Raw genomic sequence first — 16,074 nt, 5'->3', positions numbered from 1 at the left:
CCGGTCACAGTCCGCCGATTCCCTTTCCCAGGACGACGGCGCCCATCACCAGCAGCACGATCGCCATCACGACGTGATTGTTCGCCTGCAACCACCGCCGGGCGCGATCGAGCGGTTCCCGCAGCCGTTCGGCGGCCACCAGATATCCGATCACCACCACCAGCACACTGGCGGCCGCGATCACCGTGAACACCAGCACGGCGATCACCTCCTGCCCGCCACCGATCCCACTGGTGCCGATGGCCACCCCGGCCGAGACGCACAGCAGCAGATTCTTCGGATTCACTGCCGAGAGCAGCGCCCCCAGGCCGACCGCGCCCACCGCGCTCAACGTGTCGATCGCGCGCATCCACCCGGGTACACCGGTGTCGGAGCGCGACCGCCACTGCATCGCGGCCAATCCCAGCAGCACGACGCCCAGCACGATCTTCACCCACGCGGTCACCGTCGACGAATGCTTGTCCTGCGAATCCGACAGCGTTCCGGACAGCACCACGAAAATCGTTGTGACGCCGACAATTCCGAGCACCCAGCCGATCGCGAAGCCGGTTCCCGCGCGGGCGGCGTTCGCCGAGAGGATGATCAGGATGGCGGCCACGATCGGTATCGGTGAGATCGCGACACCGACCGCCAGGGGCAGCAGATCACCGAGGACAGCACCCATGTCCGCATCACATCTGCGGGCGCCAGGTGGCGACGGCCCAGATGACCACGACGTCGAGGGCGATCACGATCAGCGACCACCAGGGATACCACGGCAACCAGAGGAAATTCGCGATGATCGACAGCGCCGCGATGCCGATCGCCGCACCGCGACCCCACGCGGTTCCGGCCATCAGACCCAGCGCGCACAGCACGAGCACGATCCCGAGTCCGATGTGGACCCAGCCCCACGTGGTCAGGTCGACCTTGTAGACGTAATCGGGCCCGGCCACGAACAGGGTGTCGTCGGCCACAGCCGAAATCCCCTGCAGGATCGACAGAATGCCGACCGTGACGAGCAGGACCGCGGCGCCGATCGAGGTCCCGGCGGCGAAACCCTGCCGCACGGGGTGGCTGTTGGCCGGCGCGCGGTGCTGCGACGGGGTTGTCATCTCCGACTCCTTCCGAGCGGGGGTTCCCGACGACTCTGCCGCAGGTGAGGCCGGCCCACCTCACCCGAATCGGATGAGGTGACCGCCATGCCGGTATCAGTGCCCGGTGGCGACGGCGCCGCCGCCGTCGTGCTTGTCCCGTCCGGCGAGATGGTCGATACCGAGTTTCTCGGCGAACAGATGGCGTTGCACGATCCAGCCCGCCGCCGAGAGCGCGATCCAGGCCAGCGCCGAGAAGATCTGCTCCCACGTGGAATCTGGCGCCCGCAGGAACGACAGGTGATCGTTCATACGACCGACGCCGCTCAGCACCATGCTCGCGCCGCCGATCGAGGTCAGCCAGAGCAGTGCCCGGGCCCGGAAGCGGTCGGCGAGGAAGCCGCCGGCGACTGCGACCGCCAGGATCACGATCATGCTGAGCGCCCAGTTCTTGTCTCCCGGTTGCAGCACCGATGCCAGCTTGGCGCCGACCATCGCGCCGGTCAGCCCGCCGATGACATACGACGCGAAACGGAAGATCAGCGACGTCACCACCCACGCGGAGAGCGCGCCGATCAATCCGGCCAGGAGCAACCACAGGAACGACGGGTTGAACAGATCCGCGATCAGCCACCCGATGCCGAAACCGATCGCCAGGATGCCCAGGTGGACCGATCTGATTCCGTAGAAGCAGAGCAGAGCCCCGATGAGCGCAACCACAATGCCGTTCATCAGAACCCCTTTCGACCGTGAACCGCATTTCCGAGGGTGCCGCACCTGCCACAGTAATCGCGCAGCTACCCGGGAGAGTAGGGAATGTGCGCCGAAGTTTCCTCACCCGTATCGGGCGATTCCCGGCGTCATCCCTACGCCTCATCCAACCGGCCGAATTTCCCGTCCCGCACCGCCGCGGAGGATCCCGCCCGGGTGAACACGACCTGGCGCACCGTGGCGTGCGGTTACAACAGGCGCTCCCGGCCGTAGGTCGCGAATTCGGCCTCCCATGCCTGCTTGTCCGCCGCCGTCATGGGTTCGTATTCGGGTTCGCCGCGTCCGATCCAGCGATAGACGGCCTCCTCGGTGCGCCACGCCTGCTCCTGGAGTTGGCGTTTGAGCACCTTGTTGGAGCCGGTGACCGGCAGATTCGCCGACACCCGAAGCAGTCGCGGCGTACCCTTCGTACCGAGATCCCGCTGCGCGGTGAGGAATTCGGCGAATTCGCGCACATCGAACGAGTCCGGGTCGGCGACCTCCACGGCGGCCATCACCTGGTCACCGGATCGCGGGTCGGGGACGCCGAACGCGGCCGCGGCGATGACCGCATGGTGGCGGCGCAGGACCTGTTCGATCATCAGGGCGGAGGTGTTCTCCCCGTCGACGCGAATCCAATCTCCCTTGCGCCCTGCGAAATACAGGAAACCTTCGGTATCGATGTAGCCGAGGTCTCCGGTCCAGTACCAGCCGTAGCGAATGCGTTCGGCATCGGCGGCGTCGTTCTTGTAGTAGCCCTCGAAGGCCAGCGCGCCGGCCTTGTCGATCATCTCGCCGATCGCCTCGTCGGGATTGCGGACGCGGCCGAACTCGTCGAGTTCGGCGCGCGCACATTCGCGCAGGGTATCCGGATTCACCACCGCGACGCCGGCGTGCGCGGGACGGCCGAGGGCCGCGGGTGGGGCGTTCGGATCCAGCGCCGCCAGGGTCGCGCCCTCGCTGGAACCGTAACCCTCGAACAATTCGGCGCCGAAGCGACGCCGGAATTCCGCCTGATCGGCCACCGACGCCTCGGTGCCGAAACCGCGCACCAGGTCGTTGTCACCGTCGCGCGGTGTTTCGGGTGTGGCGAGCAGATATCCCAGCGCCTTGCCGACATAGGTGAAGAAGGTCGCGCCGAAATAGCGGATGTCCGGAAGAAATTGGGAGGCAGAGAATTTCGGTGTCAGGCAAACCGTCGCGCCGACCGTCAGTGCCGGCGCCCACAACGCCATGATGGCATTGCCGTGGAACAGCGGCATACAGCAGTAGTCGACATCGTCGCGCACATGACCGTATTTGTCCCGCGCCGCGTACGCGACCATCGCCAGGCGGCGCTGACTGCATTTCACCGCTTTCGAGGTTCCGGTGGTGCCGGAGGTGAACAGCAACAGCATCAGCGCGTCCGGGCCGCCGCCGGCGGCCGCCGGTTCGACCCGATGGGATTCGACGAGCGCGGCATAGCCGGGGGCGTCGACCAGCAGGTACCGGTCGTCGGGAAGGTCGAGATCCAGGTCGCGCAGGCGCGCCATCCCGGCCGCGTCGGTGACGATCAGCTGGCAGTCGACATATCGGATGTCCGCCGCCAGCTGAGCGTCACCGCGAGTGGGATTCAGGCCGGCGACCGTGGCACCCGCCAAGGCCGCCGCCCCCAGCCAGAAGACGAAGTCGGGAACATTGTCCAGCAGGACCCCGATATGGAAGGGCCCCTCGCGGCGCAGCGAGTGCGCCAGATCCGCACGGGCGGCCGATTCCCGGACCACCGCGTCCCAGGTCCAATCCCGATCACGGGCGCGCATTCCGAGCCGCTCGTCACCGAGCCGGTCGAGCAGCAGGGTCGCGACATCCGCCCGGCGCACATCCGCGGTTGCAGGGGATAGTTCGGTCATTTCCGTATCGCCTTCCATCAGCCGAGTCTGGCCGTTCTCACGCCTTCGAGTGCACGAGTTCGACGTATTCGCCGGGCAATTCGTCGACACTCAATTTGCGGATCTCCACCGGTCCGGAGTGATAGGAGTCCTCACCGACGATCCGGCCCTCCGCGTCGACGGGCCACAACAGCAATTGCCGGAATACGACCAGATAGTCGGCCGCGGTGTCGTCGACGGGAATGCCGATCTGTGCGGCATATGCGCCCGGATAGATCTGTTTCAGGAAGCCCTCGGTCACCACACAGTGATCGTCGACGACCAATCGGTCGAGGGCGTATTCGAGGATATTGCTGCGGCTCGCGACGAAATCCGAATAGTAGGTGTGCACGCCGTCCCATCCCTTCGGCCCGACATCCTGTCCGCCGTTCCAGAAGTGGTAGGCCGGTTCGGGCACCAGCGTCCGCATGAGGCCGTCCAGATCCGGCTTCGCCTCGGCCTTCATATGTTCGATGACGATCTCGAGCACCTGCCGGTGCCGTGCGTTCGTGGTGATGGCGAGCCGCTCTTCCAGCGGGGCCCAGGTGCGGTTCGGATCGATGACTGCCATGTCGAAACTCCTTCTGTCGCTGCCGATCATGACCGAGTCGAGTGATCCGGATCACCCGCCGCGTGTCGCCGGAAGGGCCGGATTCATCCGACACCCGTCGGATCGGCGCGCCCGGCTGCTCCCGGATCCGCGGCGAGTTCGGCCGAGGACAGCGCGATGCGCCGCACCATCAGTGCGAGCGTGGCCATGAAGCGGTCGAGCGCCTCGTCGACATCCCAGCCCATCACCGCCTCGACCTGCGCGATGCGCGCGGCCACGGTGCTGTGATGCAGATGCAGTTCCGCGGCGGTGCGCCGCAGCGATCCGAAGACGCAGAACGCCTCGAGCGTGTCGACGGCGAGCGCACCGGCCTCCGTGGCGGCGAATTCGTTGACCCGCAACACATCCGAGGTGCGCAGCAGTCGCTGCACGGGCAGCTCGCCGAGCAGGGCCAGCGATCCGAGTCGTTCGTAGGCGACCACCCGGCGCCCGTGCCAGGTCGAGGAGGCGAAACGCAACGCGCGCAGCGCCTGCTCCCACGACGTGGCGGCCGCGTAGGCCGGCAGCCGCTCCCCCATCCCCACCCATGGCCCGCCCGCACCCCGGCGCGATGCCGGAAATTCCTGTACTACAGCGGAATTCAGCACATCCGACAGCTCCCGGCAGGTTTCCCGGTCCTGGATCAGCACGGCGGTGGTCGCGCCGGTCACGGCCGAACGCACCACTCGGCCCCGGGCCGCGATGATCCGGACCGCTTCCGCCGCACCGGGTCCCGACACGGCGAGCACCCGCATCGGCTGCGCCGGATCGATCCCGAGCAGGCGCATGGCCCGCACCCGATCCTCGCGGCGTTGCTTCTCCGACAGCACGACCTCGAGCAGCGCGGGGTCGTCCAGACCCGTCGGCCCCGCCGCCGAACCGCGCACCGCCACCACCCGCAGACAGTGCCGCAGCCGATCCACCAGGACGCCATCGAGGGCATGCGCGGCGCCGGTCCGCTCCAGCCATACGCCCGGCTCGCCGGTCGTCTCCGCCGGCGGCATCACCGTCGGCAACGGACGACCCGCCGCGTCGTAGCGGATCACCGTGCCGGACGGCCAGCTCGCGGCCACCGGGCATTCGGCCAGCAATGCCGCGGCGCGGACCACCGTATCCGCGTTGGTGTCGGATTCGTCGAAACCGTCGAAATATCGGATCAGCCGCAACACGGCGTCCGGGTCCGCACCGAGTTCGCGCAGTCGCGGCGCCTCGGCACCCGGCTCGTCCATTCGCCCACCTCCACTCCGGCGAGATATCCGCTCAGAATGGCAAGAGTGTGACCACTCTCCGGACGAATCCGGCGAATACTCCCGCTGGGTGGGCGGTCGGGCGATGGTGCCGCGTGCATACACTCACCACGTCCGCGAGCCGATCGACCGATGGGAGTCCTGTGCCGTTCCCCCTGCGAAGCCGTGCGGCTGACGATCGCCGGATTCGGGATGCGGAGGTGGGGCGCGTGAAGGCGGCGTGGGGGCGGATCACGCTCGAATCGCTCGCCGTGGTCGCGACCCTGGTGGGCGCCGGCGGTGTGGCGCTGCACTTCAATCGGACCGAGTCACGGTGGCTGGTTCTGGCAACGGCGGGCGCGCCGTATCTGATGTGTGCCGCCGTTGTCGGGGTGGCGCTGTTCGCTGCCGCGAAGCGATGGGCCGGGGTCGCGGTGGCCATTGCCGTTGTGGGCGTGGCGATCTGGACGCAGGCGCCGCTGTATGTCGGCCGCTCCCCCGGCGATCACGGCACACCGGTGACGGTGATGCAGGCCAATCTGCTCTTCGACGGCGCCGATCCGCACGCGCTGATCGAGCAGGTGCGCGAGCACAAGGTCGGCATTCTGACCGTCGAGGAACTGACTCCGGCCGCGGTGCACGCCCTCGAGGACGTGGGCCTGGACCGGTTGCTGCCGCATCGATATCTGTCGCCCGGGCGCACCGCCACCGGTACCGGAATCTGGAGCGCCTATCCCCTCTCGGACACTGTCGAATACGACGGATTCGTCCTGAACCAGCTCTGCGCGACCGCCACCGTCCCGGGGGTCGGACCGGTCGGCGTCTATGCCTTCCACCCGGTGCCCCCGATCTCCGGAACACACCTGTGGGCCGACGAATTATCCCGGCTACGAGCCATTCTCGACCGTTCGCCCGCGGATCGGCCGGTGATCGTAGGTGGCGATTTCAACGCGACCTTCGACCATGCCCAATTCCGCGCGATGCTCTCGGGCCGGTTCCACGACGCGGCCGAACAGGAGGGCGCCGGCCACCTCGTCACCTATCCCACCGACAAGCGCTGGCCACCGCTGGTCGGCATCGACCACATCCTGGTCGCCGACGGCCACGCGGACACCGTCTACACGGTCCGCCTGCCCGGCGCCGATCACAAGGCGCTGATCGCGCAACTGCGCCTCACCCACCCGCAATAGCCCCGTGGTAGTCCGGATCGATTGTCGGTACCCGGCGCTATCGTCGGCCCATGCACCCCGCCACCGCGGTCGTCGCGGACATCGTCGCAGCGATCACCCCGCTGGACACCCTCGAGCAGGAGCACATCCGGGAGACATTGTCCTGGCTCGCCGGCACCGACGACATCTTCCGCCGGGAACCTCCGGCCACGCCGCCACAGCACCTGGTGTCGTATGTGGTGGTCGTCGATCCGGATGCCCGCGTCGTACTGCTGGGCGCCCACCGCAAGTCCGGACTACACCTGCCCATGGGCGGTCACGTCGACCCGGGGGAAGACCCTCTGCACACCGCCCGACGAGAAGCCGCCGAAGAGCTCGGAGCGGATGCCGATTTCACCGTCGTCGGCGAAAGCCCCCTGTTCCTCACCAGCACCCGAACCGTCGGAACTCACCCCCACCGCGACGTCTCCCTCTGGTACGTGATCCGCGGCCACCGCGACCACCCCTTCACCCTCGACCCACGAGAATTCGCCGCCGGCCGCTGGTGGGAGATCGATTCCGACGCCCTCCCCGAATCCGACCCGCACATGAGCCGATTCCTCACCAAACTGCGCACCGCGCTGACCTCGTAGCGTCGCGGCGCCCCTGGACGCTGAGGCCGACCCCCGAGTCGTCGACCGGAAACGATCAGGGTTTGTGTTCCTCGAGGTGGGTCCAGAAGCCGGGGGCGTAATACGTGTACTTCGTCGCGGTGTACACCGCCAGCACTCCCCCCTCGAGGAACTTGAAATTGTCCTCCGGGTCGGGGAAAGACTGTTCATGGTCCGGCCCACTCGCTGTCGTGTATACGCGGAAAGGCATGACATCCACGGTATCCCTCGTCGGCGAGGAGCGGAAAGCGAGCTGACCGCCGTTTACACCAACGACTTTCCGAGTGCCTGTCGCCGCCGCATATCGTCGATATACCCGTCGAACGGGTAGCTGCGCCAGTGTTCGGGCAGGCGCTTCAGCACCGTTCCGATCGTTCGCATCACGATCTCGAAGGTGCGCTGCCGGCGCGGGCCCCATCCGAGGCCCAGTGCGTCGCGGAACTGCTGGGAGAGGAATCCGGTGGTGAAGAAGCGATTGACCCGGGCGAAGGCGATTCGCTGGGCGCGGCTGTACGGCCCCAGGCCGATGACCTGGTCCAGCAGATAGCGGCGAACCTCGTCGTCGAACGAGATCTCGCCCAACTTGGCGTTCCAGTACTCGTCGAACGCTGCCCGATCCGCCGGCCACAGCCGCTCCGGCATCTGCAACGTCGTGCCGAAACGCGCGGACTCACGATAGAACTCGTCAGCTAAGTTATCGTCAATTCTGCCATAGAAGAGCCTGGTCGAATCCTCCACGCCGCGATAGATGCAGGCGGCCACCCAGAGTTGAAGTTGCGGATCGAAGGCGTTGTAGCGGACCGGGCTGCCGGGGCGCGACCGCACCTGTCGATGCGAGGTGTCGACGGCGGCACGGTAGGCGACGCGGTCCTCCTCGGTCCCGAGCATCGCCACCGCCAGATAGGTCAGCGTCGTGCGGCCACGCTTACGCGGATGCCGTGCGTATTGACCGCTTTCCACGGTACTTTCGACGACTCCGCGACCGACGGGCGGCAGACCGAGCTGCATCACGACATTCGCCGGGCCGCCCAGCAATGCCGCGGGGCCGGCCATGTACTGCCGCCGGCGGGCGAGTCCAGCGTCCGGCGCGGGGGCCGCGGCAACGGTTCGGGCGGCTCGATTCATGCGTATCACTCCGAGGGTCAATGAGGTGTTCGACGTCTCATCTTCTCACCACTTGGGTGTCGGCAGCAATGCTTCACCGAACGGCACACCACCGAATATGTGAATATGTATTCTGACAGTGATCCGGCGAAGCGATACGGAAGGGCTCGCCGGCCGAGGTGGATCGAGGTCTGTGTGGTGCTGTCGAGTTCTGCGGGCGAGCTGGTCCGGTCCGTCGGTGACGCGTTCGCCGCGGCATCGGTGTTGCGTCGGCGCGGCATGTTCGACCCGTGGCATCCGCTCGATATCGTCCGGACCGCGCGCGACGCGGGAGTCTACGGCCCGTTCGTCACGGTGCTCGCCCACGCCGCGCGCCGCACTCCGACCGCGCCGGCGCTGGTCGACGAACGCGGCACCCTCACCTTCGACGAGCTCGACCGCGAATCCAACGCACTCACCCGCGGGCTCGCCGCCCATGGTTTCGGGCCGGGATCCGTCCTCGCCGTGTTGTGCCGCGATCACCGCGGCATGGTTCTGAGCCTGCTGGCCGCGGGCAAGCTGGGTGCCCGCGTGGTGCTGCTCAATACCGGATCCGCCGGCCCGCAGCTCGCCGAGGTCGCCGCTCGCGAGAAGGTCGACGCGCTGCTGCTGGACAGCGAATTCGCCGACCGTGCCCGCGCCGTCCCCGCCGACATCCCCCGGCTGCTCACCTGGGACGACGACGGCACCGCCGGGATCACCACCATCTACGCGCAGGCCGAGCCGCACTCCACCGACCCCGTGGCGCCGCCCCCGCGCCCCGGCGGACTCGTGATTCTCACCAGCGGCACCACCGGAACTCCGAAAGGCGCTCCGCGAGACAAGGTTTCCCCACTGCAGTCGGCGCAGTTCCTCGACCGGATCCCGCTGCCGCGCGAGAAGACGATGGTGATGGCCGCCCCGATCTTCCACGGCACCGGACTGTCCCAGTGCACGCTGGGCTGGGCGCTGGGCAATCGAATCGTCTTCCGGCAGCGCAAATTCGATCCGGCTCGCACGCTCGCCGCGGTGGCGCAATACCGCGCCGCGACCCTCGTGCTGGTGCCGACGATGTTGCAGCGCATCGTCGATCTCGACGAATCGGTGTTGCGGCAGTACGACACGTCGTCGCTGGAGGTGATCTTCGCCGCCGGCTCGTCCATCTCACCGGATCTGAGCCGCCGCACCGCGGACGTTTTCGGCGAGGTGCTCTACAACCTGTACGCCTCCACCGAGGTCGCGGTGGCGGCGGTGGCGACTCCGCAGGACATGCGCGAGGCGCCGGGTACGGTCGGCCGTCCCACGGTCGGATGCCGGGTCGCGATCTACGACTCCGACCGCAATCCGGTGACCAGCCCCGGCGTGGTGGGCACGATCTTCGTCTCCAGTGGCCTCAGCTTCACCGGATACACCGACGGGCAGCACAAGGAGATCGTGGACGGGTTGTTGTGTAGCGGCGACGTCGGGCATTTCGACGCCGACGGCCGGTTGTTCGTCGACGGCCGCGACGACGACATGATCGTCTCCGGCGGTGAGAACGTCTACCCGCTGGAGGTCGAGAACCTCCTGGTGAACCGGGCCGACGTCGCGGAGGCCGCGGTGGTCGGGGTGGACGACCGCGATTTCGGAAAGCGGCTGCGCGCCTTCGTGGTTCGCACCGCTGGGGCTGCTGTCGACGCCGAGGAGATCCGCGACTACGTCAAAGCGAATCTCGCTCGCCACAAGGTTCCGCGCGATGTCGTCTTCGTCGACGAACTGCCGCGCAACGCGACCGGGAAGTTGCTGCGGCGGCAGCTGGAAACCGAACGCGTCGCGCCCGCAGACTAGTTCGCGTCGCGGAACCGATCCGCCATCGGATACCAGCCGGGGGCCGCCGACGCGAGTTCCCCGGCGACACCGAGCAATTGCGCGGCCACCAACTCGAGCCGCGGCTGCGGCCGGGAGAGGGTCGTGACCAGCCCCACCGGCACGGCGGTACTCAACTCGCGCAACCGGGTGAAGCCGTCGGGATCCCGGTTCGCCGCGCAGTACAGCAGGGCGCTGCCCCATCGCTGACAGAATTCGGCACTGTCCCAGAGGTTTTCGGCCGAGCCGACATCGATGACCACGGTGGGCGGCCCGTCGATCACCCAGCCTCTGCGGGTCACCCGGCCGACCACCGCCACCGATTGCTGCTCACAGACGCGGTCGATCACACTTCCGAGCGGCCCGTCCGCACCGACGATCGCCACCGCGCCACGATCGGCCGTTTCCCGCATACCCACCTCACTTGCCTATCAGATCCACCAGTTGCCGGCGCAGCCAGGACAGGGCCGTCTCACCGCCCGGCCCGATGATGTAGAACGGATAGCTCTGGTGGACACCGGAATTCACGAACTCCGCGATCTGGGCCTTGCGCTCGTCCACGGCGCTCGCGTCGAGCTGACCGGCCAGTAACCCGAGACCTCCCGCGGCCAGCGCCGAATCGAGAAGCTCGGTCGCGTCCCGGGAGTACCGGTCGAACAGCGCCGGATCGGGGTTCGAGATCTCCACGAAGAATCCCGCGATGCGGCCCGCGAAGTCTCCGTCGGGCATCGCGCAGTACAGGTCTCCGGCGGCACAGAACGTGTAGGTGCGCGCAGCGAGCAGGCCGAACCCGCCGGGGCGCGGTCCGCCCGCGCCGGCACCGGCGACCGGCGGGCCGATCAGCGTGTCGGTGGGTGCGCGGCGGGGATCGGATACCAAGCCCACCAACGCGATTCGGTCGGGCGCCACTACACCGTGGCCGGTGCCGATCTCGGCCGCGAGGTCACCCGCGGCGTCGGCGCCCTGGCTGTAGCCGAGGATCGCGATGCGGGTCGTGGCGCACGACTGTGCCACCGCGGCGACCGCGGCGCGGGCCTTGTCGACGGCTTCGCGCTTGGAGCGGCCGTACACCTCGCCCTCCCACGGGAACGCCGTCGCGGTGTAGGCGACATAGCCGACACCGACGTCGCCCGGGAGTGCGTCCACACTCGCCGCGAGCATCCCTGTGCGCGGGTCGTCGTCGGAGGTTTCCCAGGTGCCGGGTACGGCGAGCACATACAGGCCGGGACAGGCGGGCATCGCATGCGCGGGCGGGCTCCCGCCGAGCTGCGCCAGGCCGTACGTCACCGCCACCAGACCGGCGGCCGCGAGGGATTTCCAGCGTGTATACGGAGACACGGTGACACCTCCGAATCACTCGGCAGCTTTGCCGCGACATCCGCGCGAGCGGTGTCGTAGTTGAGAGAATGATAGATAACTTATCACTCTCGCTGGCCGGTTGTCGCCGGATTGGCGCGAATTGGCCGGCATCGAGATCCGAACATCCGAAACTGGAAAGGTCTCCACGACAGTGGAATTGGAGGTGAATCGCCGATGGCGGCATAGACCGCCGCCCTGGCCTATGCGCAGTTCGTGGGCACACCCTGCGCGACATGTGACGGCGGGTAAGAACTGTTAGTAACTTGACGGTCCGTCCGACGCACGTGCCGGTTTCCGCCGGGACCACCACCGAGCAGGCGTGCCGGCGATTCGACAGCCGCCGAACGGGTACGCGCACGGCATGAACCACCCCGAGCACACCGACGCGCACACGGACGCCGAACAGGACGATCAGGAAACCCAGGGCAAGCGCACAGTCGACGCGCCACCGGAGACCTCCGGCAAACTCGCCGGACCCGGGCCCGCCCGCGACCAGAAAGAAGACCCCGACACCTGACCGGTGCCGGCGCGAAACCCGGTGATGGTCAGCCGTTTCGACGGTGCGCCGGCGCGGCGAGCGGTCGCCGAAGGACGGGTCCGCCCCGCATTCCCGGTGATGCGCGAACGGCGATATCCGTCCGGGAACGCGGGGCGCCGCGATCAGCTGTACTCGTAGAATCCACGACCGGTCTTGCGGCCCAGGCGGCCCGCGTCGACCATGCGACGCAGCAGCGCCGGGGGCGCGTAGTGCGGCTCGGCGAATTCGCCGTACAGCGATTCGGCGGCGGCGAGAGCGACGTCGAGGCCGACGGTGTCGAGCAGGGTGAGCGGGCCCATCGGGTAACCGCAGCCGCCCTTCATCGCGGCGTCGATGTCCTCGGCGCTGGCGTAGCCCGACTCCAGCATCCGCACCGCCTGGCACAGATACGGGATCAGCAGCGCGTTGACGATGAATCCGGAGCGGTCACCGGCCTGCACGGTCGTCTTGTGCAGGGTGTTCTTCGCGTAGTCGGTCACGGCGGCGGCGGTCTCCGGCGAGGTGACCAGCGTCGAGATCACCTCCACCAGGGGCATCACCGGCACCGGGTTGAAGAAGTGCAGGCCGACGACCTGCTCGGGGCGCTGCGTGGCACCGGCCACCTTGATCACCGGGATCGAGGAGGTGTTGGTGGCGAGGATGCCGGTCGGCTTCACGATCTTGTCCAGCTTGCCGAAGATCTCATACTTCAGCGATTCGATTTCCGGCGCGGCCTCGATGACCAGGTCGCGGTCGGCGAACTCCTCGATGTCGAGGGTCACCCGCACCCGGGCGAGCACGGCGTCGGCCTCGTCCTGGGTGATCTTGCCCTTCGTCACGCCCCGCGAGATCGACGATTCGATCCGCTTGTGCGCCGCCTCGGCGAACTCCGGCGTCGTCTCCAGTACGAGAACCTCGCTCCCAGCCTTCGCGCATACCTCGGCGATTCCCGCACCCATGGTTCCGCCACCGATCACACCGATCAGCTTCACAGTCGTCTCTCCCACCATCTCGGTTCCGAACACTTGCGCGCCCATTATCGCTGTTCGGGTAGTTGGAACAGGTTGCGGGCAAACTCCGGTCCCCGCCGGCCGCGTCCTCACCGGCCGCGCCGCACTGCCGAGCGATCGGCGATTCCGCTGCTCGACCGGCTCGTGGCGGACCGATGCCGATCCAGCACGACGACACCCACCGCGGCGGCGGTGAAGGCGGCGCTGCACCACAACGCGGTGGCCGGGTGACCGCTGAGGTCGACCACCGGACCGGCGGCGACCGGGCCGAACACGGCGCCGATATTCAACGCGGTGGTCGCCAACGCGCCGGCGATGCGGGGAGCAGCCGGTGTCGCGGTCCGCACGATCGTCGCGATCAGCGTCGAACCGACGCCGAACGCGACCGCACCCGCCACCACCGACATGACCACCACCCCGATCAGCGCGTGCGCGGCCACCGCGGCGACCAGCCAGACTCCCCCGAGCAGAGCCGTTCCGACGAGGACGATCCGCCGCGGATGGCGGTCGCTGTAGCGACCGATGACCGTCACGCCGAGAAACGAGCCGGCACCGAAGAGGGCCAGCACCACGGGAACCCACCCATTTCCGGCGACGGCGGCGGTGATGGTGCCCAGATAGGTGAATGCGGCGAAGGTCGCGGCGTTGACCAGGATTGCGGCCACGACGGCGATCCGGACCGGCCACTGCTTCAGCACCGACCATTCGCGCCGCATCGACGGAGCGGGCCCACTCGGCACATCGCCCTCCCGTACCTGGCGGCCGAGCATCACCCACACCGGCACGAGCGCCACCGCGCCGAGGACAGCGACAGCCCAGAACGCCGAACGCCAGCCCCAGAGCTGTCCCAGCACCGTACCCGCGGGCACCCCGGCGATGCAGGCCACCGTCACCCCGGAGACCACGACGGCGGTCGCGCGGCCGATCATCGCCGGACCGACCAGCCGCGGAAGCGCGGCCAGCGCCACCGCGAGAAACCCGGCATCGGCGATCGCCGCGACACCCCGCGTCGCCAGCAACGGCCCGAAACCGGTTGCGGTAGCGCCGATCACGTGTGCGACACAGAACAACCCGAGAAACGCCGTGGCCGAATACCGGACCGGCACACGGCCCGCCGCCATCGCCATCGTCGGGGCTCCCACCACCATTCCGGCCGCGAACAGCGAGGTCAGCAAACCGGCGGCGCCGAGCGAGACGCCGAGATCGTCGGCGATCTGCCGCAGCAGTCCCGACACCATGAACTCCGATGTGCCCTGCGCGAAAACCGCGACAGCCAGCACGACAACCACAAGGGGCATGAGAAAGTACTCCAGGAGACAGGGCGCCGCCTACGGCGCCCAGGGAACGAAACCGGCATCATCCGGCGCTGCGAGATACGCCAACCGCACCGGTCGCTCAGCGATCGGCGGGAATCCACTCACAACGCCGCCCGGCCCACAGGCCGAGCGGCTACCGTTCGGATGCCTCCGGAGAACTCACCCCATCACCCTAACAACACGTATCGGCGGGGACGACCGCGCCACCGAAAGCCGAAGTGCCCTGGCCACACTCGGCCTAATCCAGCCGGGTCGCACGGTCGCGCAACAACGCTTGTTCGGCGGCATTGGCGGTGAGATCGGCGGCGCGCAGATAGGCGGCGCGAGCGTCGGCCGGGCGGTCCAGCTGCGCGAGAAAGTGGGCGCGGACGGCGTGCAGCAGGTGATAGGAATCGAGCGTGCCGGTCGCGGCCACCGCGTCGGCGAGGTCCAGTCCCGCGGCGGGGCCGTGCACCATCGCCACCGCGACGGCGCGATTCACCTCGACGACCGGCGACGGAAAGCGTTCGGCGAGAACGGCATACAGGCCGGCGATGCGTCGCCAATCGGTATCGTCCGAGGTGGCGGCCATGGCATGCGCGGCGGCGATGGCCCCCTGCAGGGCGTAGCGACCGGGTGGGACACCGCGACGCACGGCCAGATTGTGCGCCCGGCCGAGGGCGGCGAAGCCGCGGCGGATGGACAGCTGATCCCAGCGGCTCCGGTCCTGATCGGGAAGCAGCACGAGCTGTTTCGTCGCGTCACTGCGCGCGCCGGTGCGGGAGCCCTGCAATTCCAGCAGGGCCGCGAGGCCGAACGCTTCCGGTTCCAGCGGCATCAGCCCGGTGAGGATCCGCGCCAACCGCAATGCGTCGTCGCACAGTTCGGCGCGCACCCAGTTCTCGCCGGAGGTGGCCGCATACCCCTCGTTGAAGATCAGATAGACGACCTCCAGCACGGACTCCAGTCGCTCGGCCAGCTGCGGACCCGACGGAACCTCGTAGGGCACCTTCTTCTCGGCGATGGTCCGTTTGGCGCGCACGATCCGCTGGGCCACCGTGGTTTCCGGCACGAGATAGGCGCGGGCGATCTCGTCGGTCGTGAGTCCGCCGACCATGCGCAACGTCAATGCCACCCGAGCGGGCTGCGACAGCACCGGATGGCAGGCGGTGAACACCATGCGCAGCAGGTCGTCCTCGATATCGTCCGTATCCGGTTGCGCGCCGGTGTGTTCGGTGAGCAGGTCGTGCCCGAGCATCGGCAGTTTCCGGGCGAAGGTGGCGTCACGCCGGATCCGATCGATGGCACGGTGTTTCGCGGTGAGCATCAGCCAGCCACCCGGATTCGGCGGAATCCCGTCGCGCGGCCACTGTTCCAGGGCGGCCAGGTGCGCGTCCTGTGCGAACTCCTCGGCGGTGGCGATATCACCGACCAGCCGGGTGAGTCCGGCCACCAGTTTCGGCCATTCGATGCGCCACGCCGCCTCCACGGCGCGAGCCGCCGGTGAGCGGCCGTCGGCACCTGCGTGCGGACGGCCACTCACCTCGGGTAACGACATAGCG

General features: G+C 68.1%; 17 protein-coding genes. 4 read left to right on the top strand and 13 right to left on the bottom strand.

Annotation, left to right across the window (positions count from 1 at the left end; genetic code table 11):
- Positions 1 to 4 precede the first annotated feature (4 nt).
- The 6 genes from RJ03_RS33315 to RJ03_RS33290 form a co-directional block, all read right to left on the bottom strand.
- Positions 5 to 664, bottom strand: a complete 660-nt coding sequence (locus tag RJ03_RS33315) for a GAP family protein (protein WP_036510717.1) — start codon at positions 662 to 664, stop codon at positions 5 to 7.
- A 7-nt stretch (positions 665 to 671) separates the two neighbouring features.
- Positions 672 to 1,094 carry a DUF7144 family membrane protein gene (locus tag RJ03_RS33310; RefSeq protein ID WP_036510713.1) on the bottom strand — a complete coding sequence of 141 codons (423 nt, stop codon included), beginning with the start codon at positions 1,092 to 1,094 and terminating at the stop codon, positions 672 to 674.
- Positions 1,095 to 1,190: 96 nt separating this feature from the next.
- Entirely contained in the window at positions 1,191 to 1,805 is a 615-nt protein-coding gene (locus tag RJ03_RS33305; RefSeq protein ID WP_051025617.1) for a DUF4203 domain-containing protein, read from the bottom strand.
- A gap of 227 nt (positions 1,806 to 2,032) precedes the next feature.
- A complete protein-coding gene (casI, locus tag RJ03_RS33300; protein ID WP_051025628.1) occupies positions 2,033 to 3,712 on the bottom strand; it encodes a steroid-22-oyl-CoA synthetase in 1,680 nt (559 codons plus the stop codon).
- A 37-nt stretch (positions 3,713 to 3,749) separates the two neighbouring features.
- Positions 3,750 to 4,301 (bottom strand): hypothetical protein, encoded by a 552-nt coding sequence (locus RJ03_RS33295; RefSeq protein ID WP_036510710.1) that lies wholly within the window; start codon positions 4,299 to 4,301, stop codon positions 3,750 to 3,752.
- 83 nt (positions 4,302 to 4,384) lie between these two features.
- A complete protein-coding gene (locus RJ03_RS33290; RefSeq protein WP_051025616.1) occupies positions 4,385 to 5,548 on the bottom strand; it encodes a PucR family transcriptional regulator in 1,164 nt (387 codons plus the stop codon).
- A 227-nt stretch (positions 5,549 to 5,775) separates the two neighbouring features.
- On the opposite strand from RJ03_RS33290, the gene RJ03_RS33285 reads away from it, so the two are divergent.
- Both RJ03_RS33285 and RJ03_RS33280 read left to right on the top strand, forming a co-directional pair.
- Positions 5,776 to 6,735, top strand: a complete 960-nt coding sequence (locus RJ03_RS33285; RefSeq protein WP_036510916.1) for an endonuclease/exonuclease/phosphatase family protein — start codon at positions 5,776 to 5,778, stop codon at positions 6,733 to 6,735.
- Between the two features lie 50 nt (positions 6,736 to 6,785).
- On the top strand, positions 6,786 to 7,346 hold the full coding sequence (locus RJ03_RS33280) for an NUDIX hydrolase (protein WP_036510707.1): 561 nt from the start codon (positions 6,786 to 6,788) through the stop codon (positions 7,344 to 7,346).
- 55 nt (positions 7,347 to 7,401) lie between these two features.
- Here the strand turns inward: RJ03_RS33280 and RJ03_RS37650 are convergent, their stop codons facing one another.
- Positions 7,402 to 7,575 (bottom strand): hypothetical protein, encoded by a 174-nt coding sequence (locus RJ03_RS37650; protein ID WP_157104199.1) that lies wholly within the window; start codon positions 7,573 to 7,575, stop codon positions 7,402 to 7,404.
- Positions 7,576 to 7,628: 53 nt separating this feature from the next.
- The gene (locus RJ03_RS33275) at positions 7,629 to 8,489 is read right to left on the bottom strand and encodes an oxygenase MpaB family protein (RefSeq protein ID WP_036510704.1); all 861 of its coding nucleotides are present in this window, start codon (positions 8,487 to 8,489) and stop codon (positions 7,629 to 7,631) included.
- A gap of 177 nt (positions 8,490 to 8,666) precedes the next feature.
- On the opposite strand from RJ03_RS33275, the gene RJ03_RS33270 reads away from it, so the two are divergent.
- Positions 8,667 to 10,313, top strand: coding sequence for an acyl-CoA synthetase (locus RJ03_RS33270; RefSeq protein ID WP_245552469.1), 1,647 nt, complete (start codon positions 8,667 to 8,669; stop codon positions 10,311 to 10,313).
- On the opposite strand, the gene RJ03_RS33265 is transcribed toward RJ03_RS33270, so the two are convergent.
- Entirely contained in the window at positions 10,310 to 10,744 is a 435-nt protein-coding gene (locus RJ03_RS33265) for a hypothetical protein (RefSeq protein ID WP_157121804.1), read from the bottom strand. The genes RJ03_RS33270 and RJ03_RS33265 overlap by 4 nt on opposite strands.
- A gap of 7 nt (positions 10,745 to 10,751) precedes the next feature.
- A complete protein-coding gene (locus RJ03_RS33260; RefSeq protein ID WP_036510698.1) occupies positions 10,752 to 11,669 on the bottom strand; it encodes a cutinase family protein in 918 nt (305 codons plus the stop codon).
- Positions 11,670 to 12,051: 382 nt separating this feature from the next.
- Between RJ03_RS33260 and RJ03_RS37645 the strand changes: the two genes are divergently transcribed.
- Positions 12,052 to 12,207: a hypothetical protein gene (locus RJ03_RS37645; protein ID WP_157121802.1), complete on the top strand. Its 156-nt coding sequence runs from the start codon at positions 12,052 to 12,054 to the stop codon at positions 12,205 to 12,207.
- A gap of 143 nt (positions 12,208 to 12,350) precedes the next feature.
- On the opposite strand, the gene RJ03_RS33255 is transcribed toward RJ03_RS37645, so the two are convergent.
- The 3 genes from RJ03_RS33255 to RJ03_RS33245 all read right to left on the bottom strand — a co-directional run bounded on the left by RJ03_RS33255 (position 12,351) and on the right by RJ03_RS33245 (position 16,070).
- Entirely contained in the window at positions 12,351 to 13,199 is an 849-nt protein-coding gene (locus RJ03_RS33255; RefSeq protein WP_036510909.1) for a 3-hydroxybutyryl-CoA dehydrogenase, read from the bottom strand.
- A gap of 107 nt (positions 13,200 to 13,306) precedes the next feature.
- Complete coding sequence (locus RJ03_RS33250) at positions 13,307 to 14,515, bottom strand: Cmx/CmrA family chloramphenicol efflux MFS transporter (protein WP_083871537.1); 1,209 nt, start codon at positions 14,513 to 14,515, stop codon at positions 13,307 to 13,309.
- Positions 14,516 to 14,771: 256 nt separating this feature from the next.
- Positions 14,772 to 16,070 carry an RNA polymerase sigma factor gene (locus tag RJ03_RS33245; RefSeq protein ID WP_051025615.1) on the bottom strand — a complete coding sequence of 433 codons (1,299 nt, stop codon included), beginning with the start codon at positions 16,068 to 16,070 and terminating at the stop codon, positions 14,772 to 14,774.
- Between the last annotated feature and the right edge of the window lie 4 nt (positions 16,071 to 16,074).

The organism is Nocardia aobensis NBRC 100429 (genome assembly GCF_000308375.1).
In the GTDB taxonomy this organism is placed as follows: Bacteria; Actinomycetota; Actinomycetes; order Mycobacteriales; family Mycobacteriaceae; genus Nocardia; species Nocardia aobensis.
This window is presented reverse-complemented; position numbering and strand designations above follow the sequence as displayed.

Bases quoted from the DNA above. Each gene is read 5' to 3' on its own strand.
- RJ03_RS33315 (WP_036510717.1), bottom strand. From the start codon at position 664: ATGGGTGCTGTCCTCGGTGATCTGCTGCCCCTGGCGGTCGGTGTCGCG.
- RJ03_RS33310 (WP_036510713.1), bottom strand. From the start codon at position 1,094: ATGACAACCCCGTCGCAGCACCGCGCGCCGGCCAACAGCCACCCCGTG.
- RJ03_RS33305 (WP_051025617.1), bottom strand. From the start codon at position 1,805: ATGAACGGCATTGTGGTTGCGCTCATCGGGGCTCTGCTCTGCTTCTAC.
- casI (WP_051025628.1), bottom strand. From the start codon at position 3,712: ATGACCGAACTATCCCCTGCAACCGCGGATGTGCGCCGGGCGGATGTC.
- RJ03_RS33295 (WP_036510710.1), bottom strand. From the start codon at position 4,301: ATGGCAGTCATCGATCCGAACCGCACCTGGGCCCCGCTGGAAGAGCGG.
- RJ03_RS33290 (WP_051025616.1), bottom strand. From the start codon at position 5,548: ATGGACGAGCCGGGTGCCGAGGCGCCGCGACTGCGCGAACTCGGTGCG.
- RJ03_RS33280 (WP_036510707.1), top strand. From the start codon at position 6,786: ATGCACCCCGCCACCGCGGTCGTCGCGGACATCGTCGCAGCGATCACC.
- RJ03_RS37650 (WP_157104199.1), bottom strand. From the start codon at position 7,575: ATGCCTTTCCGCGTATACACGACAGCGAGTGGGCCGGACCATGAACAG.
- RJ03_RS33275 (WP_036510704.1), bottom strand. From the start codon at position 8,489: ATGAATCGAGCCGCCCGAACCGTTGCCGCGGCCCCCGCGCCGGACGCT.
- RJ03_RS33265 (WP_157121804.1), bottom strand. From the start codon at position 10,744: ATGCGGGAAACGGCCGATCGTGGCGCGGTGGCGATCGTCGGTGCGGAC.
- RJ03_RS37645 (WP_157121802.1), top strand. From the start codon at position 12,052: ATGAACCACCCCGAGCACACCGACGCGCACACGGACGCCGAACAGGAC.
- RJ03_RS33250 (WP_083871537.1), bottom strand. From the start codon at position 14,515: ATGCCCCTTGTGGTTGTCGTGCTGGCTGTCGCGGTTTTCGCGCAGGGC.
- RJ03_RS33245 (WP_051025615.1), bottom strand. From the start codon at position 16,070: ATGTCGTTACCCGAGGTGAGTGGCCGTCCGCACGCAGGTGCCGACGGC.